Source organism: Erythrobacter litoralis (assembly GCF_001719165.1).
GTDB lineage: Bacteria > Pseudomonadota > Alphaproteobacteria > Sphingomonadales > Sphingomonadaceae > Erythrobacter > Erythrobacter litoralis.
In genome coordinates this window covers 168,662-192,089 of the sequence record NZ_CP017057.1, presented here as the reverse complement: position 1 = coordinate 192,089, position 23,428 = coordinate 168,662, and the positions used below count along the sequence as shown (strand labels likewise).

Below are 23,428 nucleotides of genomic sequence, written 5' to 3'. Positions count from 1 at the left end.
ACGCCGCTATCAGGCGCGCTGGTTGAAACGGCGCCCGATCAGGGCTGCGGCGATGTTCGTCTTCTGCACGTCGGTCGTCCCGCCCGCAATGCCCCAGCCGAACCCGTCGCGCAGGCGCTGCTCCATGCCGTATTCCTTGTGATAGCCGTATCCGCCCATCACCTGCACGCCCATCGCGGTGACATCGCGCACGATCTCGTTGGCGTAGCACTTGGCGACGCTGCTCTCGTAGACCGTGGGCAGCCCGTCCGGCTGGTTCGCCGCATTGGCGGCGGCGCGGTGGATCAGCAGGCGCGCGGCCTCGACCTTCATCGCCATTTCCGCGATCTTCAGCTGCACCGCCTGGAAATCGATGATGGGCTTGCCGAAAGCCTCGCGTTCCTGGACATATTGCGTCGCGGCTTCGAGAGCGGCGGCGGCGACGCCGAGGCTCTGCGTCGCATTGCCGCAGCGTTCGAGGCCGAACGCGCTCATCAGCTTGCCGAATCCGCCCGCCCCGATGATGACGTTTGCGCCCGGAACCTTCACGTCCTCGATCGCGTAGTCGGCGGTCGGGATACCGCGGAAGCCGAGCAGTTCCTCGCGCTTGCCGAACTGCATCCCCTCCATGTCCTTTTCGAGCAGGATCGCGCCGATCCCCTTCGCGCCCGGATCATCCGAGAACCGGCAATAGGTGACGTAATAGTCGGAATGCCCGCCGCCGCTCGTCCAGCGCTTGTAGCCGTTGACGACATAGCCGTTGCCGTCTGCCACGGCGCGGGTCTTGAGGTCGGTCAGCGCGGTGCCCGCATCGGGTTCGGACATGGAAACCGCGACGACCTTCTCGCCCCGGATCACTTCCGGCAGCACGCGCGCCTTCATTTCATCGGAGCCGAAGCGCTCGATCGTGCGTACCGGGCCGACCAGCGCCTCGAAGACCGGAAAGGCGACCGCGTTCGATATCTTCGCGAATTCCTCCAGCACCAGCAAAGCCTCGAGATGGCCGAGGCCCAATCCGCCATATTCGACCGGCAGGTTGACGCCCAGAAAGCCCATCTCGCCATAGGTGCGCAGCATGTCGGCGGGGACGGGATAGTCCTTCTGCTCCATGTCGCGGGCGAGCGCCGGAAGCTCGGCCCGGGCGAATTTGCGCGCGGTTTCCTGAAGTTCTCGCTGTTCGTCGGTGAGTTGGAAGTCCATGTTCCCTCGATCCCATTCATGTGTCGCGGCGTCCCCTAGCGCATTTGTGAGGGCGACGCGCAAGGCGCTTTTCGCGTAAGTCATGACGGCACGCAGCCACGGGAGAAAATGCGCGATGAAACTCTATTCCAGCCTCGGCCCCAATCCACGCCTCGTGCGCATGTTCATGGTCGAGAAGGGCCTTGCCGAAGGAAAGGATTTCGAGCGCGTCCATTACGACATCATTTCCGGCGAGAACCGGCAGGATGATGGCTATCTGGCGAAAAACCCGCTCGGCACGATCCCGACGCTGGAACTCGACGATGGCACCTGCCTTACCGAAAGCTGGCCGATCTGCGAATATGTCGAGGAGGTGCATCCGACGCCAAACCTCTTCGGCGAAACCCCGGTGGAGCGCGCGACCGTACGCAAATGGGCGCGATTGTTCGACCAGGAAGTGGTCGTTCCGATGACGATGGGCTTTCGCGCGGGCGCGGGCCGACCGATGTTCGAGCCGCGCATGAGCGTCGTCTCGCCCGAGGCCGGAGCGGAGCTGTCGGCGATGGCGGACGAGAAATGGCGCTGGTTCGACCGCGCGCTGGGCGACGGCGATCACTATGCGCTGGGCCGGTTCACCTTCGCCGACCTGATCGTGTTCTGCTTCGCCAATTTCGGCTTCACCGTGGGCTGGAAACTGCCCGAGGGAACCGACAACCTCGCGCGCTTCATCGATACGCACAACCGGCGCGAGAGCGCGGGCATCTGGCAGCAGGCCGAATAATGCCGGATCTGTCGGGCAAGGCCGCGCTCGTCACCGGCTGCGCCTCCGGCATCGGCGCGGCGACCGTCCGGCGACTGGCGGCGGACGGGGCGCGGGTGTTCGGGACCGACCTCTACGAAGCGCGCGGCAAGGCCCTCTGCGAGGAAGTCGGCGCGCGTTTCGCGGTGCAAGACGTGTCGGACCGGGCGCTGTGGCCGGAGATCGTGGCGCAGGCGGTCGAGGCCTTCGGGCGGCTCGACATCCTCGTCAACAATGCGGGCATGGTGACGGGCAAGAGCATCGGCGAGGTCGACGACGGCACGTGGGACCGCGTGCTCGCGGTCAACCTCACCGGGACGATGGCCGGATGCCGCGCGGCGATCGCGGCGATGGTGGACAATCCCGGCGGCGCCAAAGGCTCCATCATCAACATCGCATCGACCACCGCCATGGCGCCGCTGCCCACCGATGTCGGCTATTCGGCGAGCAAAGGCGCGGTGCGGGTGCTGTCGAAATCGGTCGCGACGTGGTGTGCGAAGGCCGGTTACGCGATCCGCTGCAACACCGTCATTCCCGGCGCGACCGAGACGGGCATCCTCGATGCGGCCGAAGCCGATATGCCGGGGCTCAAGGCGGCGGTGGCGGCGACCTCGCCGATGAACCGGCTCGCCGATCCGGCGGAAACGGCGGCAGCGATCTCCTTTCTCGCAAGCGACGAATGCCCCTTCATGACGGGTGCGGAAATGCTGGTCGACGGCGGGGCGCTGTCCATTCATCCGGGATTCTAGGGTCAGCCCTCCGCCCTGATCCGTTCGATATAGCCCGACCGCTCCATCTCGCGTCCGGTCCAAACGAAGATCGCGAGCGCGACGATCCCCGCACCGAGCGAAACGCCCAGCACGGAGAGGGCGAGCGCTTCATTGCCGCGGCTCGGCTCGAGCGTGTCGCTCAGCCAGCCGATGAGGTAGAGCCCGACGGCCTGGCCGAACAGGTTGTTGAAGAACAGCGCCACCGCCACCGCGAAACCGCGCTGCGAAGGTTCGACCGCCGACTGGATGCCCGACATGATCGGCGCCTGGCTCGCCACGAAGATCGCATAGCCGATGGCGAACAGGCCGAGGAACACCGCGAAATCGCCCGAGCGCAGGGCGAGCCAGAGCGGCAGGATGCACGCAAGACTGACGATGCCGGGAAACCAAGCCCGCCAGCGCTCGTCGAAGCGGGTCAGCCAGTCGGTCATCACCCCGCCCAGCACCGGGCCGGGCACGCCGCCGATCAGGAAGGCGAGGCCGAGATAGAGCGCGACGTCGCCGACCGATACCTCGAACAGGCGGATCATCGCCGGGGCCATCCAGAAGGCGAGCGCATAGCCGATCATGATCTGCACCGCCCAGCCCAATGCGAGGCCGAGGAACACCCGGTTCGCGAACAGGGACCGCACGGTCTCGCCGAGCGGGGTCTGGTCGGTGCTCATCCCCGCCGGGGCATAGCGCCCGCGGCGCGGCTCGATCACGGTGAAGTAAAGCGCAGCCCCGATGAGAAAACCCGGCGCGGCCATCAGCACGAAGGCCCAGCGCCAGCCGAACGCCTCGGCCAGCAATCCGCCCGCGATGAGGCCCGTCGCGGTCCCCAGCGTCGAACCCAGCGTGAGAAAGCCCATGGCGCGCGCCAGTTCGCGGCGGGGGAAGTAATCGGCCAGCATCGATTGCGAGGCGGGGCCGCTGCACCCCTCGCCCACACCGACCCCGGTGCGCGCGAAGAACAGGGTCCAGAACCCCGTCGCCGCGCCGCACAGCGCGGTCATCGCGCTCCAGAAGGAAATCGCGGAGGCAACGATGTTCTTGCGCACCGACCGGTCGGCCAGCCGCGCGGCGGGAAAACCGGCGATGACATAGGTCAGCGTGAAGGCGACCCCGCCCAGCAGGCCGAGCTGCGCGTCGGAAAAGTCGAACTCTGCCTTGATGTCCTCGAGCAGGATCGAGAAGACCAGCCGGTCGGCCACGCTGAACAGCAGGGTGAGGATCAGGAGGAACAGGACATACCAGCGATAGGTGCTGCCCTCGCCGGGCGCGATGGTCGGAGCCCCGCTGATCGGGTCCTCAGTGGTGGGGTCTGGCGTCGAGGCCATTGTCCACCGGGATGGTCAGCCCGTTCAGGAACCGCGCCTCGTCCGAGGCGAGGAACAGGACGCACCCTGCGACGTCTTTCGGAGCGCCGAGCGCGTCGGCGGGCAGCGGGCCTTCTGGAATGTTAATCGGCGCCTCGCCCGCGCGGCCCGATACGCCCATCACCATCGGCGTCTCGATCCCCCCGGGCGCGAGCGCGTTGCAACGGATGCCGTAGCCCTCGTCCTGGCAATAGACCGCGATCGAGCGCGTCATCGCCGAAATCGCGCCCTTGGCGGCGGTGTAGGCGGGGATGTTGCCATAGCCCATCAGCGCCGCGGTCGAAGCCATGTTGACGATAGAGGAGCCGCCCCCGCCATTCGCCTCGTGGCGATGCTTCATCAGCGGGATCGCGTATTTGCAGCCGAAGAAGGTGCCCATCACGTGAATGTCGAGATGGAGGCGGAAATTGGCGGCGGAGACGGTCTCGATATCCTCGAAGATGACGTTGCCGGCATTGTTCACGAGGATGTCGAGCCCGCCATGACGCTCCTTCACCGCCTGCATGACGTCCTGCCATTGCGTCTCGTCGGTCACGTCGAGCGCCAACGCGTCGCCGCCGATCGCGGCCGCGACCTCGTGCGCCTGCTCGACCTCGCGGTCGGTGACGATCACTTTCGCCCCTTCCGCCGCAAGCGCCTCGCAATCGGCCCTGCCCAGGCCCATAGCGCCCCCCGTCACGAGCGCGATACGGCCCGCCACCCTTCCCGTCATGCCTCTCTCCCAAGCATTGTCCTGTTTGCGTGCGAACCTATTGCCCGCCCGCGCACGCGCCACTGGTTAAAGCGATGGGGCGGCAGGCTCCCTTGAAAAGTGCCAGTCGCGCGCAGTCCGCCGCGCGCGGTATGAGCCCCGCAGGGAGAGAGCCGATGGACGCCAGCGAAATCGCCCGCCTCAAGGCGCTGATGGAATGGGAAGGCCGCCGCACCGCGCCCCCGCGGGGCTTCCCCACGCTCCTCGACATGCCCGCCGCGCGCTACACCTCGCCCGAATATTACGCGCTCGAAAAAGAACGCGTGTTCCGCAGGAGCTGGCTGTTCGCAGGGCACATCGACGAGGTTCCCGAGCCCGGCTGCTGGATGCGCTGGCACAATGCGGGCGATCCGATCGTTATCGTCCACGGCATGGATGGCGTCGTGCGCGCCTTCTACAACACCTGCCGCCATCGCGGCGCGCCGGTCGTGACCGAGGATTTCGGCAAGTCGAGCCGCCTGATGTGCGGCTATCACAACTGGACCTACAAGACCGACGGCACGCTCGTCGGCGTGCCCGAACGGCAGGACTTCCCGCCCGATTTCGACATGAGCTGCCGCGGGCTCATCCCGGTGCGCTGCGAGAGGCTGGGCAATGTCATCTTCGTCAATTTCGACGACGAGGCCATGCCGCTGAAGGAATGGATGGGGCCGCTGTGGGACGAATGGGCCGAATTCGCCTTCGACCGCATCCGCCTCGCCGCGCGCCATTCCTTCGATCTGCAGTGCAACTGGAAGGTCGCGATGGAGGCCAACATGGAAGTCTACCATGTGCCCTTCATCCATCCCGAAACGGTCGCGCCGCTGGTCGATCCGAAGCGCAATCTCAACACCATGTATCCGAACGGCCACGCCCGGATGCTCGCCCCGCCGCCGCGCACGACGGACCGCGAGCACGTGCGCGCGATCGATTCGCCGCCGGGCTGGAAGCAGATCGAAAGCGTCGGCGAGCTGGGGCGCACCTGCACGCAAAGCTACACGCTGTTTCCCAACTGGGTCTCGCCGCTGTCCAATTACTTCGTGCCCCCGCTGGTGTTCTGGCCGACCTCGCTGACGACGACGCGGCTGGAGCTGGTGACGATGGCGCTCGACTGGGGCGACGAGCCCGCGCCCGACCTGTGGACCGTGCCCGACGACACGCAGCCCGGCGGCAGGCAGATGAGCCCGATCATCCTCGAGGACACGCAGTTCGGCGAGGCGATCCAGAAATCGATGGAAAGCGCCGCCTTCAAGAGCGTGCCGCTGTCCTATCAGGAGGCGCGGATCTATTCCTTCCACCAGTCGCTCGACCGCATGATCGGGGTGGACGACGTGCCGGAGGAACTGCGCGTCGAACAGGTCATCGGCGAGGAATGGACCTGGCCCAACGAACCGCGCGATGCGCTGCTCAGCGAAGAAGCCGAAGCGAGCCGCGACGCCGCCGAATAGGGGCGGCGGAAAGGCCGCTGTGACGCTACGGCAAAGCTGATTTTGCGGCGCGCTGTGACGAATTTGCCGCACTTTGAAGGGCTGCCTAGCGGTTTTGCTAGATGAGCGCGGGATACCCCCACCATACACGTGACAGCCTACCAAGAGGCGCAATCCAAGCGCCCGGGTTGGGGAACCGGGGCCGGCCAGGGGCGGCCCGTCGCGAAGGGAGAGATCTGATGAGCATCCGACATACCCGAGTTGTATCCGCCCGCGGCGCGCACCTGCGCCGTGCGCTTCTCGCCGGGGCCGCGCTTTCGTGCCTTGCCGCGATGCCGCAGGCGGCCCACGCGCAGGACATGGAAACCGATGAGGCCGCGGCTCCCGAAGAGCAGGTCATCATCGTCCAGGCCCGCCGCCAGAACGAAACGCTGCAGGAAGTGCCCGTCACCGTCACCGCGATCGGCGGCGACACGCTTTCGCGCTACAACATCGACCAGGTCGCCGACGTGGTGAGCCGCGTGCCGACCCTCAATGTGCAGGTTGGCGGTTCGGGTTCGGGCGGCCAGCTGAGCCTGCGCGGCGTGGGTTCGTCGAACATTTCCGCCGCGTTCGATTCAGCGGTCGCCTTCGATTTCGACGGGGTGCAGATCTCGACCATGCGCCTCGTGCAGGCGGGCTTCTTCGATGTCGAGCAGATCGACGTCCTCAAGGGGCCGCAGTCGCTCTTCTTCGGGAAATCGGCCTCGGCGGGGGTGTTCGCGATCCGCTCGGCCGATCCGACCTCGACCTGGGAAGTGGGCGGCGCGGCCTCCTATGAATTCGAGGAAGACGGCTACATCGTCCAGGGCTACGTCTCCGGCCCGCTGACCGACACGCTCGGCATGAGAGTTGCCGCGCAGTTCAACGACGTCGACGAATATGTCGTGCTGCAGGACGGCACTCCGGCCGCCAATGGCCGTTTCCGCGGGCTCAAGAACATCGTCGCGCGCGGCACGCTCGAATGGCAGCCGAGCCCGACTTTCGACGCCAATCTCAAGGTCCAGTACGTCCGCAACGAGACCGACGGCGCGATCCAGCATTCGGACCTGTTCTGCGGGGCGAACGGCGTGGCCGACCCGATCACGCTGCTGGGCGGGGCGATCAACATCCCGGGCGGTTATGACTGCAACGCCTTCGACCAGCGCTACTTCCTGCCCGACACCGCCCCGCCGCTCGCGGGCGGCGTGCCGACCCCGTCGGCCGCGGCGGGCCGCAACGGCGTGCCTTTCGGCGAAACCGACGTCTGGTTCACCCGCCTGTTGATGAACTGGGACATCACCGAGAACCTGACGCTGACCTCGACCACGGGCTATCTCAACCTCGATGCGGTCGACTTCGACAACTATTCCTACGGCGGCCTGCTCGGCCCGGGCGTGCCCGGCGGCGTCGGCACGTCCGACCCCGTCAACCAGCTCGAACAGTGGACGCAGGAACTGCGCCTCGCCTCGGATTTCGAGGGCGCGTTCAACTTCATGCTCGGCGTGTTCTACGAGGACCGCAAGTTCGTCTTCGACACCGCGCAGCAGGCGGTGAACATCTCCTTCCTCGGCCCGGACCCGGTCACCGGCTTCACCTATGACTGGGACCGCCGTCAGGACACCGACACCGAGGCGTTCTCGGTGTTCGGCTCGGTCATGATCGACCTGACCGAGGATCTCGAGCTGTCGGGCGGCGTGCGCTACACCGACGAGAAGAAGACCGCGGTTATCACGGTCCCCTACCTGCACACCTTCCTGCAGGGTCCGGGCTTCGTCTCGCCGGGCTTCAATTCGGGTCCGATCGAGTTTTCGGACGACAATTTCTCGCCCGAGATCACGCTGCGCTACAAGGCGACCGAGGACATCAACGTCTTCGCCAGCTTCAAGACCGGCTTCAAGTCGGGCGGCATCGACAACTCGGCGCTGCCGTCGAACAGCCTTAGCCAAGCGGCGACGAGCGGCGACTTCTCGCCCCTCATCTTCCAGTCGGAAACGACGCAGGGCGGCGAAATCGGCATCAAGACCCAGTGGGCCGACCGCACCTTCACCCTGAATGCGACGGCCTATTACTACGTGTTCGACGACCTGCAGGTGCAGAACTTCGACGCGGTGGCGGTGCAGTTCATCACCCTCAACGCAGGGCAGGTGACCTCTCAAGGCATCGATCTCGAGGCGAACTGGCTGACCCCGGTCGACGGGCTGAGCTTCTCGGGCAACCTGTCCTATCTCGACGCGGAGTTCACCGACACCTTCATCACCAGCGGCGGGAACGACCTCGACGGGCGCGATTCGGCCCGTGCGCCGACCTGGTCGGGCAACCTCGCCTTCGACTTCGTCACGCCGATCTCCGACGGCCTCGATTTCGGGCTGAACGGCAACATGATCTACTCGGGCGAGTATTTCACGAACGAGGACACCCGCAACGACTTCATCCAGGACGATTACGTGACCTTCGACGCGTCGGTCTCGATCGGCGCTGCCGACGGGACGTGGAAAGTCTCGCTGATCGGGGTGAACCTCGCCGACGAGATCTGGGTCAACACCTCGGCGCCGCGGCCTTTCCTGCCGCCGACCGGCGACGACCTGATCTTCACCCAGAACCGCGGGCGGCAGGTCTTCGTGGAAACGCGCTTCCGCTTCTGAAGCGCGGGCTTCCGACCGGATGACAAGGGGGCGGGCCTTGCGGTCCGCCCCTTTTGCATGGCCCGTTTTAAAAGTGAGCCCCTTTCAAAAGTGAGGATTGCGTGCGGCCTGGACAAAGGCGCATCCTTACGGGCAGACGGACAAGGGAGAGAAATATGTCGCGCGAACAACTGGTCGGCATGACCCGCAGCCTCGTCGCGCATGGCGAGGCGGACACGATGGAGCTCGCCGACGAAGTCGTGCGTGTTCCTGCGAGCAGCTATACCGACGAGGACCTGTTCGAGCGCGAGAAGCGCAACATCTTCCGTCGCCTACCGCTGATGGTCGCGCCGTCCTGCGAATTGCCGGAACCGGGCGATTACAAGGCGATGGACATCTGCGGCGTGCCGCTGCTGCTGTCGCGCCAGAAGGACGGTGAAATCGCCGCCTTCCTCAACATGTGCACCCACCGCGGCAACCCGCTCGCCAGCGGCACGGGCAAGGCGAGCCGTTTCACCTGCGGCTACCACGGCTGGACCTTCCGCCAGGACGGCGACCTTCTGGGCGTCGCCAGCCCGCAGGATTTCGGGAAGGTCGACAAGGCCGCCCATTGCCTCAAGCGCTTCCCGGTGCTCGAACGCGCGGGGCTGATCTGGGTGACGCTCGATCCGAACTCGAAGCTCGCCATCGAGGATTACCTGTGCGGCTACGACGCGCTGCTCGAAGCCTTCGGGTTTTCAGGCTGGACCCTGTTCGCCAAGCGCACGCTGGCTGGACCGAACTGGAAAACCGCCTATGACGGCTATCTCGATTTCTACCACCTGCCGGTCCTTCACAAGGACACGTTCGGGGCCGATTTCTTCAACCGCGCCAACTACTTCACCTGGGGGCCGCACCAAAGGCTCGCGAGCCCGTCGAAATTCGCCCAGCGCACCGGGAGCGACGAGCAGATCGACCTCACGCAGATGTCGGACGAGGAAATCCCGCAGGACGCGCTGGTGCAGGGCGTGTGGACGATCTTCCCGCACATCTCGATCGCGAGCTTCTACGGCGGCGGGCAGCGCGGCGCGCTGATCAGCCAGCTCTTCCCCGGAGAAACGGTCGAGGAAAGCTGGACCACGCAATATTACGTGATGGAGAACCGGCCCGAGACCGAGGAGCAGGTCAAATCCGCCCACGAACAGTTCGACTTCCTCGAGGTCGTCGTGCGCGACGAGGACTACGCCACCGGCAAGCGCCAGCACGAGGCGCTGCAATCGGGACTGATGGACCACGTCCTGTTCGGCCGCAACGAACGCGGCGGGCAGGTCTTCCACCAATGGGCCGAGAAGCTCGTGAACGCCTCGGACGAAGATCTGCTCGACATCTTCGCGCGCGAGCAGCGGCAGGCGGCGGAATAGGGCGCTAGAATTCGAACGGCCGGGCCACCTCGCTCGGCCCCTTCGCCGTGGGATTGTCGTTGAGCGCCAGTTCGACCAGCGCGGTGTCGAAGAATTCATGCAGCTCGGCGATCCTGCCGTCGCGGATGGTCATCACCTGACAGTAGGTCTGCAGGTATTCGTGGCCGTTCACGCCCATGCCGCCGCCGCGCATGATGCCGACGACGCAGTTCTCGTCCGCGCACATGATCCGCCACTGCCGTGAGAACTGCACGGTTTCGGGGACCAGCTTGCCCACGACCTTGTCGGCGACCAACGGCCCGAAACATTCCGCCTTGCCGACCCAGCGCCCCGAAACCGGGGTCGAGCCGACGAGGTTGAACACCACGTCGTCGGCGTGGAGCGCGGCCAGCGCCTCGAAATCTCCCGCCTCCAGCGCCTCGTAATAGCGCGTCGCCAGCGCGATGTTGGCCTCGCGCGTGTCGGCCACGTCGCGCGCCTCAGCCGAACGCGGGGCGGAAATTCGATTCCCCCCAGTCCACGCGCTTGGTCCATTCGCCCATCGTCTCCAATTCGCCTTCGAGTTCGGGGAAGCGTTCGTAGACGTGGTCCATGTCGACCTCGAAGGGCCGGGTCGGCGCTTCGTTGTTGTATTCGTAGAAGGCCTGGATGCCCTTGGCGAAATCCTCGCGCGCTTCGGGCGGCATCGAATCCCCCGCCGCCTCGACGAGGTAGCGGCCGAATTCCTCCGGCGTGCAGGGGTCGTATTCGATCTCCTTGCCGAGCGCTTCGGACAGGCATTGCGTCACCTGGCTTCCGACCAGCCGCTCCGGCCCGCCGATATTGAGCCACGCGCCTTCCATGTCGGGCCGCTCGAGGCTCGTCAGCATGAACTTCGCGACATCGTCGAGGCTGATCCAGTTCGCCTCCAGCTGCGGGTTGTGCGGATAGACGTAGCGCCCCTCGTTGATGATGAAAGGACGCGCCCAGTTGGTCAGCAGGTTGTCCATGAACAGAACGCTGCCGAACACCGTGCCGGGCGCACCGGAACGCCACAGGGCGTTGATGCCCGCGGTGTTGCCGGCATAGGTAAAGGGGTCGCCGGGGCGGTCGGGAATCCAGCTCGAGGTGTTCCAGACCACCCGCTTCACGTCCAGCTCCGCCGCCGCCTTGCCGACCTGGCCGACCAGCACCGCGCGGTCGGCGCGGGCCTGCAGCGGGTGGGTGTAGAAGATGTAGTCCGACCCCTCGAGCGCGGCGCGGTAAGTGGACGTGTCGTAGAGGTCCATCGGGCGCACCTCGACGTTCTCGATGCCGTCGATCAGCAGCCCCGCGAACGGGTCCGGCTGGCGCGAGATCGCGCGCACCTCGTAGCCTGCCTTGAGCGCCTGGCGCACCTGCGCCATGCCCTGCCGCCCCGATGCGCCGATCACCGTGATGAGTGCCATTGCCTCTCTCCCCTTCGCAATTTGGCCGCGATCCCATGCATTCGGCGCAACCTAGGCCAAGCGCCCGCCGCGCCGCTCCGGTGCATTTTGATAGCGCGAAAATGACAGGGGGCGCACGCGCGCGCACTAGCGAAATGGCGGGGTTGCCGCGCGCTGCCGCGGGCCGGACAAGGGTGCATGGAAAACCGTTTCTGGCGCATCGAGCGCCGCCCCGAGGGAACCGATTTCGACGAGGCGCTCGCGCTCGTCAGCGCGCCGCTGCCCGATCTCGCCCAAGGCGAAATCCGCATCCGCAACGCGATGCTGTCGATGGACGCGGGCACGCGCCTGTGGCTGACATCGCGCGAGGACGGCTACCAGCCGCCGCTCCCCGTCGGCGCGCCGATGACGGGGCTGGTGCTGGGCGAAGTCATCGAAAGCCGCGCGGAAGGATTCGCGGCAGGAGACCTCGTGCGCGCCTTCGGCGTGTGGGGCGAGGTAAGCCAGGTCGATGCGGCGATGGCGGGCGCGGTGAAACTCGATCCCTCGGTCGAGGACCGCCGCGCATGGTTCGGCCCGCTCGGGATGAACGGCTGGACCGCGCTGTGGGGGATCGAGCGCACCGGCGCTGCGAAATCGGGCGAGCGCGTGCTGGTGTCCGCCGCTGCCGGAGCGACCGGCATCCTTGCCGTGCAGATCGCCAAGCTGCTCGGCTGCGAGGCGTGGGGAATCGCGGGCGGGGCGGAGAAATGCCGCTTCCTCACCGATGAACTCGGGATCGCGGGGGCGGTCGATTACAAGGCGGGCGACCTCGGCGCACAGCTCGACGCGGCGGGCGGGTTCGACGTCTATTTCGACAATGTCGGCGGGGCCGTGCTGGACACGGTCCTCACCCGCATGAACCACTATGGCCGCATCGCGGTGTGCGGCCTGCTCGCCGATTACAATTCGGGTGAGCGCACCGCACCGCGCGAATTCGACCAGGTGCTGATGCGGCGCCTGCGCGTCGAGGGGTTCTTCTCGCCCGATTTCATGCACGAAGGTGAAGCGCTCACCGCCCGCCTGCGCGAATGGACCGAAACGGGCGAGCTCGTCATGCCCTATGACGTGACGCGCGGCCTCGACAACACGCTCGCGGCCTATCGAAAACTGTTCACCGGCGGCAATATCGGCAAGGTCATCGTGGAGCTGGAGCCATGAAGCTGCATCTCGAAGCGCGCGCGGAAATCGGCGACGTGATCGCCGCCTATGCCCACGCGATCGACCGCCGTCGCTGGGCAATGATGGACCGCCTGTTCCACGAGGACGCCGAATTCCAGTTCGGCACGGTTCTGGGCGACTGGCGCGGCTTCGTCGAACAGGCGCGCGCGATCATCGATCCCTGCCTCGCCACCCAGCACCAGCTGGGCCAGGTCCAGTTCGGCTTCGAGAACGACCTCGTGTGCCACACCGAAACCTACATGACCGCGATGCACACGGTCCCGGCGGGCTATCCGGTGGCCGAGGTCTTCCCGGACAAGGGCCGCACCTATTCCGCCGTCATCGCCGGGCGCTATGTCGACCGCTTCGAAAAGCGCGACGGTCGGTGGCGCATCGCGCGGCGCGTCGGGCTCTACGACTGGCGCGAATTCCGCGAGGTCGAGGGCGTGGACCTTTCGGACGTGCCCGAAGGCGCGAGCGGCTACCACGACGAGCGCGATCCCTCGACCCCGGTGGTGGCGCGCTTCCTCGGCTAGCCGCGCCGGATCGAAAAGACGCCCGACATCGTCGCGATCGCGTCCTCGCCGCACATAATCCGCCCGCTGGTATAGGCGGTGCGTCCGCCCAGCCGGTCGATCGTCACTTGCGCCTCGAGCCAGTCGCCCAGCCGTGCGGCGGCGAGGTAATTGACCTGCAGCGCGATGGTCGAGGGCGCGAGGCGGGGGCGCTCGGCATCGTATACCGCGTGGCTCAGGGCGACATCGGCGAAAGTCGAGATCACCCCGCCATGCGCGCCGTCCTTGTAATTGATGTGATGGGGGCAGACGCGCAGGCCCATGACCCGCACGCCCTCCCGCAAGGCCCCGAGGAAATAAGGGCCGCCATGGTCTAGAAAGCCGGGCGAGAAGCGGGCGGGCTCGAAGCCCGGGGGAGGGGGCGTGTCAGTCATGGGGGCGAGCATAGACCGCGATTGGCGCGGGCCAAATGCTATGAATTGTGCCAATGGTGAGGCGGGCAAGCGAGCGTAGGCTCGCGCCCATGGGACAGGAGACACCGATCATGGCCATCGAGGCTGCGCTCGCCGAGGCGGGCTCGTTCTGCGACATCGTGCGCGAACACGCGCAGGAACGCGGCGACACCCCCGCCTTCACCTATGGCGAGGAAACGATCACCTTCGCCGAGCTGGACGAGAATTCGAACCGCGTCGCCAACGCGCTCGCCGCGTTCGGGGTCAAGAAGGGCGAACGGGTCGCCTTCCTCGGCAAGAACCATCCGCTCTATTTCGAGGCGTTGCTCGGCGCGGCCAAGATCGGCGCGGTGATGACCCCGGTGAACTGGCGCCTCGCCGCGCCCGAGGTCGCCTATATCCTCGACAATTGCTGCGCCCGCGTCGTCTTCGTGGGCGAAGGCTTCGCGGACGTTCTGGCACGGGTGCGGGGACAGGCGCCCGACGTCGAGCAGGTGATCGGGATCGACGCGCCCGACCATGCCGGGACCGATTACCGCATCTGGCGCGACGGCTTTCCCGCCCGCCCGCCGGCCACGCGAGTCGGGCTTGAGGACGACGCGCTGCAGCTCTACACCTCGGGCACGACCGGTCGGCCCAAGGGCGCGGTGATGACCCACGGCTCGATCCTGTCGAGCCGCGATGCGGTCGGCCAGGGCGAAATGCGTAGCTGGCAGGAACCGGTCGAAGGCGACGTGACCCTGCTCGCCATGCCCTGCTTCCACATCAGCGGGACGGGAACGGGCATCGGCACGATGGTTGCGGGCTCCAATTCGATCGTCCTGCCCGAATACGACCCGACCAAGGCGCTGGAACTGATCGAGAACTACAACATCTCCAAGATCTTCCTCGTCCCCGCCGCGATCCAGATCCTCCTCAATCACCCGCGCGTGAAGGAAGTCGATTTCAGCCGCCTCAAGTATGTCACCTACGGCGCTTCGCCGATCCCGCTCGAACTGATGCGCGAGGCGATGGAGGTGCTGGGCTGCGGTTTCGTCCAGATGTACGGGATGACGGAGACGAGCGGCACGATCGTCGCGCTCGATCCCGAGCATCACGTGCCCGAAGGCAGCCCCCGGATGCGAAGCGTGGGAACGCCGCTTCCCGGTGTCGAGGTCAAGATCATCGACGAGGAGGGCAACACCCTGCCCGCGAGCACGGTCGGCGAGATCGCCACGCGCTCGTCGAAGAACATGAGCCGCTACTGGAACAATCCCGAGGCGACCGCCGAGACGATCGACGAGGACGGCTGGCTACGCACGGGCGACGCGGGCTATCTCGACGAGGACGGCTATCTCTACATCCACGACCGGGTGAAGGACATGATCATCTCCGGCGGAGAGAACGTCTACCCGGCCGAGGTCGAGAACGCGCTCTACGCCCATCCCAAGGTCGCCGACGTCGCGGTGATCGGCATCCCGAGCGAGAAATGGGGCGAAGAGGTCAAGGCCTGCGTCGTCGTGAAGGCGGGTGAGGAACTCACCGAATCCGAACTGATCCAGCATGCGCGCGAGCACATTGCCGGCTACAAGTGCCCGAAATCGGTCGATTTCATCGAGGCGCTGCCGCGCAACCCTTCCGGCAAGATCCTGCGCCGCGAACTTCGCGCGCCCTATTGGGAAGGCAAGGATCGGGCGGTGAACTGAGTGCAGGTTCGCCAGCTTGCCTATTTCGTGCCCGACATCGAACGCGCGGCGCGCAAGCATTCGCGCGCGTTCGGCTCCGGCCCCTTCTTCACCTTCCCCCACGTACCGCTGATCTCCAGCGTCCATCGCGGGGTGGAGCGCGCCTTCGACCATTCCTCGGCATACGGCCAGTGGGGCGACCTGATGGTCGAATTCGTCGCGCTCCACAGCGACGATCCGAGCGCGATAAGCGATGTCTTCCCGCCCGGCTCGGGCCGCTACGGCCTGCATCACGCGGCGATCTGGGTCGAGGATCTCGATGCTGCGATCGCCGATTACGAAGCGCGCGGAATGCCCCTCGCGCAGTATTCGGTCACGGCGTTCGGAACCGCCTTCGCCTTCCTCGATGCGACCGCGAGCCTCGGCCACATGATCGAACTCTACGCCCGCGACGAGGGGCTGGAGAATTTCTACGCCATGGTCCGCGATGCGGCGAAAGGGTGGGACGGCGCGGACCCGGTGCGCCCACTCGAACTCTAGGAGGCGAGGTCCGGCAGTCCGACCGCTTCGGCGCGGCATTCGGCATCGGCCAGCGCCGCGACGACCGACAGCGCGACGAGGCCCGGTTCGCCCAGTTCGCGCGCGACGGCGGCGGCTTCTTCATCGGTGATCGCGGTGTGTTCGAACACCATGCGCCTTGCATAGGCGAGCACAGCCTCGGACGCGCTCCCGCGCGCGCCCTCTCCCCCGCCGCCCTGTATGCCGTGCACCTCGGCGACGGCGCCGCGCACCGCTTCGACGAGGTCCGGTCCGAGCGCCTCGTGCGCGGCATCGCGGAACGCCGCGTAACGCGCGGCAAGCTCGGGCGTACCGGCGAGTGCCCCGGCCACCGATCCGCTCATTCTGCCGGCTCCGGCACGGCGGGAGTGGGCAGGACCGTGCGATCCATCTGTTCGGGTTCCAGTCCCAGCACGATCAGCGCCTTGGCGAGCGCGAGGAACAGGGTCACGCCAAGGCCCAGCTCGGCGATCTGCTCGGGCGACAGGTGGCGTTTGATGGCCGCCTTCGCATCGCCGGTAAGCAATTCGGGATCGTGGATCAGCGCATCGGTGAATTTCAGCACCGCCTTTTCCGCATCGTTCAGCCGGGCGGAGGTTTCATAGCCGTCGTCGATGTCGTCCACGACATCTTCGCCCAACCCCTCGGCCACCGCCTTGTCGAAGCGGACATTGCGGCAGAACCCGCATTCGGTGACGCGCGCGTTCCGCATCCGGGCGACTTCCTTCAGCCGCGCCGCGACCACGTCGCTGTCCCAGAACCGCCCGTAGAGTTCGGCGAAGGCGTTCGCGATGGCGGGTTGGTGGGCGAGGACCGAGCCGAAATGGGCGGGCTCGCCGGGGATCGCAGAGGAGGCGCGGGGGATGGTCGACATGGGGTTTCTCCTTGGGGCCGAGTGTAACGCGCCGCGCGCCGCGCCGCCGCCTCCACATTTTCAGAGGGGGCCGCGCGGCGCTTCCCGTGGCACGTTCGCACCATCGAATGACCGGGAGAAACCGCCATGCCGGGACAGGCACAACACGTGATCGAGCAATTCTGGCGCATCCAGGACGAGGGCGACTATACGAAGCTCGCACCGCTCTTCGCCGAGGACGCGGTGGTCGAGGATCCCGTGTGGGGGACGTACCGGGGGCGCGAGGCGATCCTGTCGTTCATGACAAAAATGGTCGAGGAAATGGGCAACCGGAAGATCACCTTCACCGTCGACGAGATCTGCGGCGACGACCACGCCTGCTGGGCGCGCTGGACGCTCCATTCGCCCGAAGGCACGCGCGGCGGCTGCGGCATCTACAAGGTCTCGGACGGGCACCTGACCTATTACCGCGACTACATGGACCCGCCTGCGGGCGAGTGAGTCACATCCTGCGGTAGAGGTCGTGCCCGCTATCCACGATCTGCAGGATCGGGAGCGGCAGGTTCGGATCGGGATCGCTCCCCGGCTGGTCGGTCAGCGGGACGCGCCAGTCCATGACATACTGCCGCTTTGAAATGCGCCATTCCATCTCGCCGTCGGGATCGCTTGGCGGCGGTCGCTTCTCGAATTCGTCGAGATAGCGCCCGCCGTAGAGGTTGCCCTGCCAGCTGCCGTCCTCCTGCTGGCGGATGCCGGTCGCCATGCCATAGCATTCCGCGCTCGCCCGGGTCGGCGAATGAAGCCGGATCGCAATGCCCGAAAGCATGTGCCAGCGGCGCTGGCTGGCGCGCTCGATCTCCATCACCACGGGCACGAAATCCGCCGCCGTGCCGGAAAAGAAGCCGTAATCGACCGGCGCATCGGGCCAGTAGCAACTCGCCTGCCCTTCGTCGTCGAGCCAGTCGAGCGTGCGCGAATAGCGCTGCATGACCTCAGCGATCTCCTGTTTTGCGATCAGCGCCTCGAGCCGCGCGCCCGGCCCCGTGCTCGCGCTCACAGCCGCGCCTCCCACCATGCGGGGATGGTGAGGGGAAAGCGTTCCTGCGCGGTCCGCATCGCCTCGCTCGCGTCCTCGGGCAGGGCCGGGTCGCGGGTCGGTGGCAGCCCCCCGCCCGCGCCCTCGACCGGACCCACATACTCGAGCCGGATGTCCTCCAGCACTTCGGCGAAATCGTGGCCCTCGTGGTGGTCGGACATCTGGTGCGCGTAGAAGGCCCACTTGTCCCTGAAGGAGAGCAGGCAATAGTACGACCGCTCGGCCTCGCCCTTCCAGTATTCGTAGCGGATCACGCCCGCCTCGGTCCGGAAAGTCTCGAGCACCATGCTCCGCATGATCGCCTCCCAAGCCTCCTCCTTGCCCGGCTTGATCCTGATATGTGCAAGCAATGTCGCCATGGCGGTCTCCTTCAGGCGGGGGTGAGGTCGAGCCACAATTCACGGATACCGAGCATGATGCCGCCCTGGTGGGCGAAACTGTTGCCCGGCGCATAGGCAATACCGGAAAGGGTATCGCACAGCCGGTTCCACGCGATCGTCTGTTCGAGCCGCGACAGGTTCGAGCCCGGACACGAGCGCGGTCCCTGGCTGAAAGCGAGGTGGCGGGTCGCCGCACGGCGGTCGAGCTTCACCTCGAGCGGGTTCTCGAATTCGTCCGGGTCGATATTCGCCGCCGCCCAGCGCAGGTGGAGCATGGAGCCGGCGGGCACGCGCACGCCCTGGAACACCTCGTCCCGCGCACAGATGCGGGTCGAAAGCCCCTGCGTGGGCGAGCGCAGACGCATCCCTTCCTCGATGAAGGTGCGGATCGCGGTGCGGTCGGCGCGGATCGCATCGAACAGCCCCTCGCGTTCGCAGGCGAGCTGCGCCTGTTCGGCGATGGCGTATTGCGTCGTCTCCAGCCCGCCGATCACCATCGCGTAGACGATCCCGCCGACCTCGTCGTCGGTCAGTGTGCGCCCGAGCGCCTCGTATCTGGTCTGCGTGAGGAAGGAGATCATATCCTCCTTCGGATTGGCACGCTTCTCGCGGGTCTTCTCGGCGACGTAGTCCTTCATACCGTCCAGCAGGCGGAACTTCTCGGCGGTCTGTTCGGGCGTGAGCAGGTTGCGGTGCGTGCGCCCGTGGACATAGGACATGACCTGCGCGTTGCCCCATTCCTCGAGCTCAGGGATGTCCACTTGCGGAAAGCCGAGCACGCTCGCCATCACGCGCTGCGGCAGGGGGCGGGCGAATTCGGCGACGAAATCGATCGTCTCGCCCGCGCGGGCGCGGTCGATCATGGGGCCGAGCAGGTCATCGACATGGCGCTCGATCATCGCGGCGTGTCGGGTGCAGCCCGGCCCGACCCACGGATCGGTCAACTCCTTGCGGTGCGCGCGCCACAATTCGGGGGTCGGGCGGAGCGAGACGATCGAGGCGACCATGGCGTCGATATCGGGGATGTGCGCGGGCATCTCCCCTGATTCGAGGATCTGCGCGACCAGCAGCGAAAGCGTGGGCGGGAAGCGCTCCCAGTCGCGCACGACGCGCTTGATGTCCTCGTACTTGGTCAGCACGAAGGCATCGCTTTCCGGTGTCAGCCCCTCTCCCGGAAGGCGCTGGACGGGCGCGTGTTCGTGAAGGATCGCATAGGCATCGTACCAGTGTTCCTGCGCGCCGGGAGCGAACAGGTCGACATCCTCGAGCCGTCGCGGCGGTGCGGCGCGCGAACCCGATGCGTTTTCCAGCTCCCTTTCCAAAACCGGCTCCCACCAACAGGGCGTCGCCCCTGCGCCATGCAAACGCACGCTTGGCAAAAGCGCCAATTGCCGCGCCGGGCGCGCGCCCGCACCCTTTGTCCGCCAAGCGCGCCGCTACGGAAACGGGCTATTTTGCCAGTGAGGCACCTCTTCGGGAGAGACCGCCATGAGCCGCATTTCCAAGCTTTCCCCCGACCAGTGGGATCCCCGCCTACGCGAGGCGGTGAACCCGGAGGCGCTGAGCGAGCTCGAGCAGGGGCTGACCCGTTTCTTCGCCCATTGTCCCGAGCAGGCGCTCGGCCTGATGGGCTTCGGCGGAGCGCTGAAGATGCACCGCAGCCTGCCCGACCGGCTGGTCGAGCTGGTCCGGCTGAGGATCGCCTTCTTCAACCAGTGCCGTTCCTGCATGGCGATACGCTATTCCGATGCGGTCGCGGACGGGGTGGACGAAGGGCTGGTCTGCTCGCTCGAACGCCCGCAGGAGGCGGACAACCTCACCCCGGCGGAGAAGGCCGCGATCCGCTACGGCGAGCTGTTGGCGACCGACCACCTCGCGATCGGCGATGACACCTATGCCGAGCTGCGCGAGCATTTCAGCGAGGCGGAGATCGTCGAACTCGGCATGACCTGCGCCTTCTTTGTCGGCTTTGGAAGGCTCGCGGCGACGTGGCACATGGTCGAGGAATTGCCGCAGGCCTTCCGTGAGGCGGAAAGCATCGCGCCGTGGGGCGCGGAGCGGGTCGAGGTACGCTGATGGCGACGCAGGCGGAAGGCTCCGGACCGCAAGTCAACCTGTTCGATCCCGAAGTGCAGCAATGCCCGTGGGACGCCTATCGCACCTTGCGCGAAGAGGCGCCGGTTTATCGCATCCCGGGCACCGACATCTTCGTCGTCAGCCGCTACGAACACGTGCGCGAAGTGCTGATGGACCCGCAGCGCTTCCCCAGCAGCGCGAAGAACGAATTGATGCGCGCCAGCCCCACCGATGTCGAACGCGGGCGCAAGGTCGCCGAACGCTTCAAGGCAAAAGGCTGGCTCCCCGCCCCAACCCTCGCCGGCCGCGACGATCCGAACCACAAGCAGATGCGCGCGATGTTCAACGAGGCGTTCAAGCCGAGCCGCATCAAGGAAATCGATCCGCGCGTCGAAAACCTCGCCTACGAACTGATCGACGGGTTTCTCGACGAAGGCGAATGCGACTGGGTGAGCCGGTTCTGCATCCCCCTGCCGCTGTTCATCATCGGCGAGCAGATGGGCGCTAAGCGCGAGGACATGTGGCGGATCAAGGGCTGGACCGATGCCTTCTTCCACCGCATCTCGATGATGCTGCCCGAGGACCGCCATCTCGAAATGGTCGACCGCGAGATCGAGGCGCAGCACTATTTCCAGCCGATCTTCGAGAAGCTGCGCGAACAGCCGGACGAAAGCCTCATCTCGGTGCTGGTCAACACGGTGATCGAGGGCTGGGGCCGGCCCTTGAACGACAACGAACTCCATGCCGAGATGATGGCCGACACCTTCGTCGGCGGGTCGGAGACGACCACCAATGCGCTCGCGGCGGGGATGAAGCTGCTGATCGAGAACAAGGATGTGTGGGCGAAGCTCAAGTCCGATCCGGACCGCTACATGAGAACCTTCGTCGAGGAGGTGCTGCGGCTCGAAAGCCCGGTGCAGTCGCTGATGCGCTTCGCCCACGAGGATGTCGAACTCGCCGGAGTGACGATTCCCGCGGGCTCGATCATCAATGTCCGCTATGGCGCGGCGAACCGGGACGAGAGCGCGTTCGAATGCCCCGAAAAGCTCGATCTCGACCGGCCGCGCGCGGGCGCTCACATGGCATTCGGGTCAGGGACGCACCACTGCCTCGGCGCGCCGCTCGCCCGGCGCGAGCTGACCTGGGGCTTCACCGCCGTGGTCGACCGGTTCGAGGACATGGACTTCGCGGAAGGGAAGAACGACTTCACCTACCACCCGCATTTCCTGCTTCGCAGCCTCAAACAGCTGCACATCACCTTCGAGCCGAAAAAGCGCTAGGCGTTGGCGCGCGCCGCGCTGCGCCCGGCGATGTAGCCGAAGGTGAGCGCCGGGCCGAGCGTGCCGCCAGCGCCTGCATAGATCCCGCCCGTGGGGCAGGCGATCGCGTTGCCCGCGCCGTAAAGTCCGGCGATCGGCTCGCCATCATGGCCGAGGATGCGCGCTTGCCCATCGGTGCGCGGGCCGCCATTGGTGCCTAGCATCCCCATGTGAACCGGCACGGCATGGAACGGCGCCTGTTCGACAGGGCCGAGCGTCACGGCCGTGCCTTCGCGGGTGCGGTCGCCGTAGAAATGGTCGTAGGCGGAGGTGCCGCGCTGGAAATCCGGGTCGTGGCCGTCGCGTGCGTGGGCATTGAACCGCTCGACCGTCGCCGCGAGCGCGGCTGCGTCGATTCCCAGCTTCGCGCCGAGTTCGTCGATCGTGTCAGCGCTCGTCACCCAGTCCGGCAGGGGTTGGCCCGGCATGCGCGTGCCCAGCGGATAGCGCGCTGCGTATTGCGCGTCGAACACCAGCCAGCACGGCATGTTGGGATACGAATAGGTCTGCGCATCGAACTGGTGGAACGCGCCCGCCAGCGCCGAATAATTCGCCGCCTCATTGCAGAAGCGTCGGCCCGCGGCGTTGACCATGATCGAATGCGGCACGGTGCGCTCGATCAGCATCGGAGCGGCTCGCCCGCCGCCCTCGGGCCATGGCGCGCCGGGATCGGCGAGCGTCGGCGACCACCATGCGCTCGTCATGTTGCCGAGCTTCGCGCCCACCGCCATCGCGAGTTTCAGCCCCTCGCCCCGCGCGGTCGGCGGCGATGCGGGTGCGGGTGCGGGGCCGCGCAGGAAGGTCTGTCGCAGGTCCTGGTCCCATTCGAAGCCCCCGGTCGTGATGATGACGCCGGACCGGGACGAAAGCGCGAAGGGCATGCCGTCTCTCTCGCCCTCTATGCCGGTGATCCGGTCGCCCTCGCGTACCAGCCGCTTCGTCTCCACCCCGGTGAGCGGCTCGATCCCCCTTTCGAGGCAGGCCTTGAGCAGCCGGCCGACCATCGCCTGTCCGAAACCGCGCTCGTTCGCCTCCATCCGGCGCTTCAATTCCTGCGGCGGGACCACCGCCGTGCCACCTCCGAGCGGCGTCTCGCGCAGCATCATCGGGCGGGGTTCCTCGATTCCGTAGACCCGGCCCGCCCATTCGCCGAGCTCGCGATAATCGAAAAGGTCATGGTCGAGCGCCCGCCCGCCTTCGGGCCGCGCACCCGGGCGGTCGAGATAGTAATCGGGATATCCTTCGAGCAGCGCGACCTTCAGCGCGCCTGCATCCTCTAGAAAGGCGAGCGCTTCCGGCCCGGTATCGACGAAAGCCTCGAGCGTTTCATCGACGAGATCGCCGTGATCGAGCGCGCGGAAATAGGCGAGCGCATCCTCGCGGCTGTCCGCCATGCCCGCCGCGCGCTGGCGCGGATTGTCGGCGACCCAGATGACGCCGCCCGACACCGCCCCCGTGCCGCCGACCCTCTCGAAACGTTCGACGAGCGCGACCTTCGCCCCCGCCTCGTGCGCGGCCAGAGCGGCTGTCATTCCAGCAGGGCCGCAGCCCAGGACGATGATGTCGAGCGTTTCCATGGCCGCCATCATCGTCTGCGCGCGCGCAATGCCAATTCGTCATTTTGG

Annotated in this window: 24 protein-coding genes; 12 read left to right on the top strand and 12 right to left on the bottom strand. The window is 66.4% G+C overall.

Annotated elements, in window-relative coordinates:
- Positions 1–9: 9 nt before the first annotated feature.
- The gene (locus Ga0102493_RS00885) at positions 10–1,179 is read right to left on the bottom strand and encodes an acyl-CoA dehydrogenase family protein (protein ID WP_034905969.1); all 1,170 of its coding nucleotides are present in this window, start codon (positions 1,177–1,179) and stop codon (positions 10–12) included.
- Positions 1,180–1,294: 115 nt separating this feature from the next.
- On the opposite strand from Ga0102493_RS00885, the gene Ga0102493_RS00880 reads away from it, so the two are divergent.
- Positions 1,295–1,939 (top strand): glutathione S-transferase family protein, encoded by a 645-nt coding sequence (locus Ga0102493_RS00880; RefSeq protein ID WP_034905790.1) that lies wholly within the window; start codon positions 1,295–1,297, stop codon positions 1,937–1,939.
- Positions 1,939–2,706: an SDR family NAD(P)-dependent oxidoreductase gene (locus Ga0102493_RS00875; protein WP_034905792.1), complete on the top strand. Its 768-nt coding sequence runs from the start codon at positions 1,939–1,941 to the stop codon at positions 2,704–2,706. The genes Ga0102493_RS00880 and Ga0102493_RS00875 overlap by 1 nt, the downstream gene beginning before the upstream one ends.
- A gap of 2 nt (positions 2,707–2,708) precedes the next feature.
- On the opposite strand, the gene Ga0102493_RS00870 is transcribed toward Ga0102493_RS00875, so the two are convergent.
- Together Ga0102493_RS00870 and Ga0102493_RS00865 are read right to left on the bottom strand one after the other, a co-directional pair.
- On the bottom strand, positions 2,709–4,046 hold the full coding sequence (locus tag Ga0102493_RS00870; protein ID WP_051698344.1) for a spinster family MFS transporter: 1,338 nt from the start codon (positions 4,044–4,046) through the stop codon (positions 2,709–2,711).
- Positions 4,018–4,797, bottom strand: a complete 780-nt coding sequence (locus Ga0102493_RS00865) for an SDR family oxidoreductase (RefSeq protein ID WP_034905794.1) — start codon at positions 4,795–4,797, stop codon at positions 4,018–4,020. Before Ga0102493_RS00865 ends, Ga0102493_RS00870 begins: the two co-directional genes overlap by 29 nt.
- Positions 4,798–4,952: 155 nt before the next feature.
- On the opposite strand from Ga0102493_RS00865, the gene Ga0102493_RS00860 reads away from it, so the two are divergent.
- From Ga0102493_RS00860 to Ga0102493_RS00850, 3 genes are all read left to right on the top strand, one after another.
- The gene (locus Ga0102493_RS00860) at positions 4,953–6,263 is read left to right on the top strand and encodes an aromatic ring-hydroxylating oxygenase subunit alpha (RefSeq protein WP_034905796.1); all 1,311 of its coding nucleotides are present in this window, start codon (positions 4,953–4,955) and stop codon (positions 6,261–6,263) included.
- Between the two features lie 218 nt (positions 6,264–6,481).
- Positions 6,482–8,905 carry a TonB-dependent receptor gene (locus Ga0102493_RS00855; protein WP_069297409.1) on the top strand — a complete coding sequence of 808 codons (2,424 nt, stop codon included), beginning with the start codon at positions 6,482–6,484 and terminating at the stop codon, positions 8,903–8,905.
- A 155-nt stretch (positions 8,906–9,060) separates the two neighbouring features.
- Complete coding sequence (locus Ga0102493_RS00850) at positions 9,061–10,284, top strand: aromatic ring-hydroxylating oxygenase subunit alpha (RefSeq protein WP_051698345.1); 1,224 nt, start codon at positions 9,061–9,063, stop codon at positions 10,282–10,284.
- Between the two features lie 4 nt (positions 10,285–10,288).
- Here Ga0102493_RS00850 and Ga0102493_RS00845 read toward each other — a convergent pair whose 3' ends face one another.
- Both Ga0102493_RS00845 and Ga0102493_RS00840 read right to left on the bottom strand, forming a co-directional pair.
- The gene (locus Ga0102493_RS00845) at positions 10,289–10,753 is read right to left on the bottom strand and encodes a nuclear transport factor 2 family protein (RefSeq protein ID WP_034905800.1); all 465 of its coding nucleotides are present in this window, start codon (positions 10,751–10,753) and stop codon (positions 10,289–10,291) included.
- A 10-nt stretch (positions 10,754–10,763) separates the two neighbouring features.
- Positions 10,764–11,711, bottom strand: a complete 948-nt coding sequence (locus tag Ga0102493_RS00840; protein ID WP_034905802.1) for an SDR family oxidoreductase — start codon at positions 11,709–11,711, stop codon at positions 10,764–10,766.
- Positions 11,712–11,888: 177 nt separating this feature from the next.
- On the opposite strand from Ga0102493_RS00840, the gene Ga0102493_RS00835 reads away from it, so the two are divergent.
- Both Ga0102493_RS00835 and Ga0102493_RS00830 read left to right on the top strand, forming a co-directional pair.
- Positions 11,889–12,890, top strand: coding sequence for an NADP-dependent oxidoreductase (locus tag Ga0102493_RS00835; RefSeq protein WP_034905804.1), 1,002 nt, complete (start codon positions 11,889–11,891; stop codon positions 12,888–12,890).
- Complete coding sequence (locus tag Ga0102493_RS00830; protein WP_034905806.1) at positions 12,887–13,426, top strand: nuclear transport factor 2 family protein; 540 nt, start codon at positions 12,887–12,889, stop codon at positions 13,424–13,426. Before Ga0102493_RS00835 ends, Ga0102493_RS00830 begins: the two co-directional genes overlap by 4 nt.
- On the opposite strand, the gene Ga0102493_RS00825 is transcribed toward Ga0102493_RS00830, so the two are convergent.
- Positions 13,423–13,839, bottom strand: coding sequence for a PaaI family thioesterase (locus Ga0102493_RS00825; RefSeq protein ID WP_034905978.1), 417 nt, complete (start codon positions 13,837–13,839; stop codon positions 13,423–13,425). The two genes, Ga0102493_RS00830 and Ga0102493_RS00825, sit on opposite strands and share 4 nt — an antisense overlap.
- Before the next feature lie 89 nt (positions 13,840–13,928).
- Here Ga0102493_RS00825 and Ga0102493_RS00820 point away from each other — a divergent pair, with 89 nt between their 5' ends.
- A complete protein-coding gene (locus Ga0102493_RS00820; RefSeq protein WP_236922264.1) occupies positions 13,929–15,542 on the top strand; it encodes a fatty acid--CoA ligase in 1,614 nt (537 codons plus the stop codon).
- Positions 15,543–16,061 carry a VOC family protein gene (locus Ga0102493_RS00815; RefSeq protein ID WP_034905808.1) on the top strand — a complete coding sequence of 173 codons (519 nt, stop codon included), beginning with the start codon at positions 15,543–15,545 and terminating at the stop codon, positions 16,059–16,061. It begins immediately after the preceding gene.
- Here Ga0102493_RS00815 and Ga0102493_RS00810 read toward each other — a convergent pair.
- Together Ga0102493_RS00810 and Ga0102493_RS00805 are read right to left on the bottom strand one after the other, a co-directional pair.
- Complete coding sequence (locus Ga0102493_RS00810) at positions 16,058–16,423, bottom strand: hypothetical protein (protein ID WP_034905809.1); 366 nt, start codon at positions 16,421–16,423, stop codon at positions 16,058–16,060. The two genes, Ga0102493_RS00815 and Ga0102493_RS00810, sit on opposite strands and share 4 nt — an antisense overlap.
- A complete protein-coding gene (locus tag Ga0102493_RS00805; RefSeq protein ID WP_034905811.1) occupies positions 16,420–16,953 on the bottom strand; it encodes a carboxymuconolactone decarboxylase family protein in 534 nt (177 codons plus the stop codon). Before Ga0102493_RS00805 ends, Ga0102493_RS00810 begins: the two co-directional genes overlap by 4 nt.
- A 126-nt stretch (positions 16,954–17,079) precedes the next feature.
- Here Ga0102493_RS00805 and Ga0102493_RS00800 point away from each other — a divergent pair, with 126 nt between their 5' ends.
- On the top strand, positions 17,080–17,433 hold the full coding sequence (locus tag Ga0102493_RS00800; protein WP_034905813.1) for a nuclear transport factor 2 family protein: 354 nt from the start codon (positions 17,080–17,082) through the stop codon (positions 17,431–17,433).
- A gap of 1 nt (position 17,434) precedes the next feature.
- Here the strand turns inward: Ga0102493_RS00800 and Ga0102493_RS00795 are convergent, their stop codons facing one another.
- From Ga0102493_RS00795 to Ga0102493_RS00785, 3 genes are read right to left on the bottom strand one after another with little or no spacing between them, the layout of a single operon-like run.
- Complete coding sequence (locus Ga0102493_RS00795; protein WP_161490018.1) at positions 17,435–17,989, bottom strand: nuclear transport factor 2 family protein; 555 nt, start codon at positions 17,987–17,989, stop codon at positions 17,435–17,437.
- On the bottom strand, positions 17,986–18,387 hold the full coding sequence (locus Ga0102493_RS00790; RefSeq protein WP_034905817.1) for a putative quinol monooxygenase: 402 nt from the start codon (positions 18,385–18,387) through the stop codon (positions 17,986–17,988). The genes Ga0102493_RS00795 and Ga0102493_RS00790 overlap by 4 nt, the downstream gene beginning before the upstream one ends.
- Before the next feature lie 11 nt (positions 18,388–18,398).
- The gene (locus Ga0102493_RS00785) at positions 18,399–19,730 is read right to left on the bottom strand and encodes a cytochrome P450 (protein WP_236922263.1); all 1,332 of its coding nucleotides are present in this window, start codon (positions 19,728–19,730) and stop codon (positions 18,399–18,401) included.
- 166 nt (positions 19,731–19,896) lie between these two features.
- On the opposite strand from Ga0102493_RS00785, the gene Ga0102493_RS00780 reads away from it, so the two are divergent.
- Together Ga0102493_RS00780 and Ga0102493_RS00775 are read left to right on the top strand one after the other, a co-directional pair.
- Entirely contained in the window at positions 19,897–20,484 is a 588-nt protein-coding gene (locus Ga0102493_RS00780; protein ID WP_034905819.1) for a carboxymuconolactone decarboxylase family protein, read from the top strand.
- Complete coding sequence (locus tag Ga0102493_RS00775; protein ID WP_034905820.1) at positions 20,484–21,764, top strand: cytochrome P450; 1,281 nt, start codon at positions 20,484–20,486, stop codon at positions 21,762–21,764. The genes Ga0102493_RS00780 and Ga0102493_RS00775 overlap by 1 nt, the downstream gene beginning before the upstream one ends.
- On the opposite strand, the gene Ga0102493_RS00770 is transcribed toward Ga0102493_RS00775, so the two are convergent.
- A complete protein-coding gene (locus Ga0102493_RS00770) occupies positions 21,761–23,380 on the bottom strand; it encodes an FAD-dependent oxidoreductase (RefSeq protein ID WP_199797293.1) in 1,620 nt (539 codons plus the stop codon). The two genes, Ga0102493_RS00775 and Ga0102493_RS00770, sit on opposite strands and share 4 nt — an antisense overlap.
- Positions 23,381–23,428: the final 48 nt, after the last annotated feature.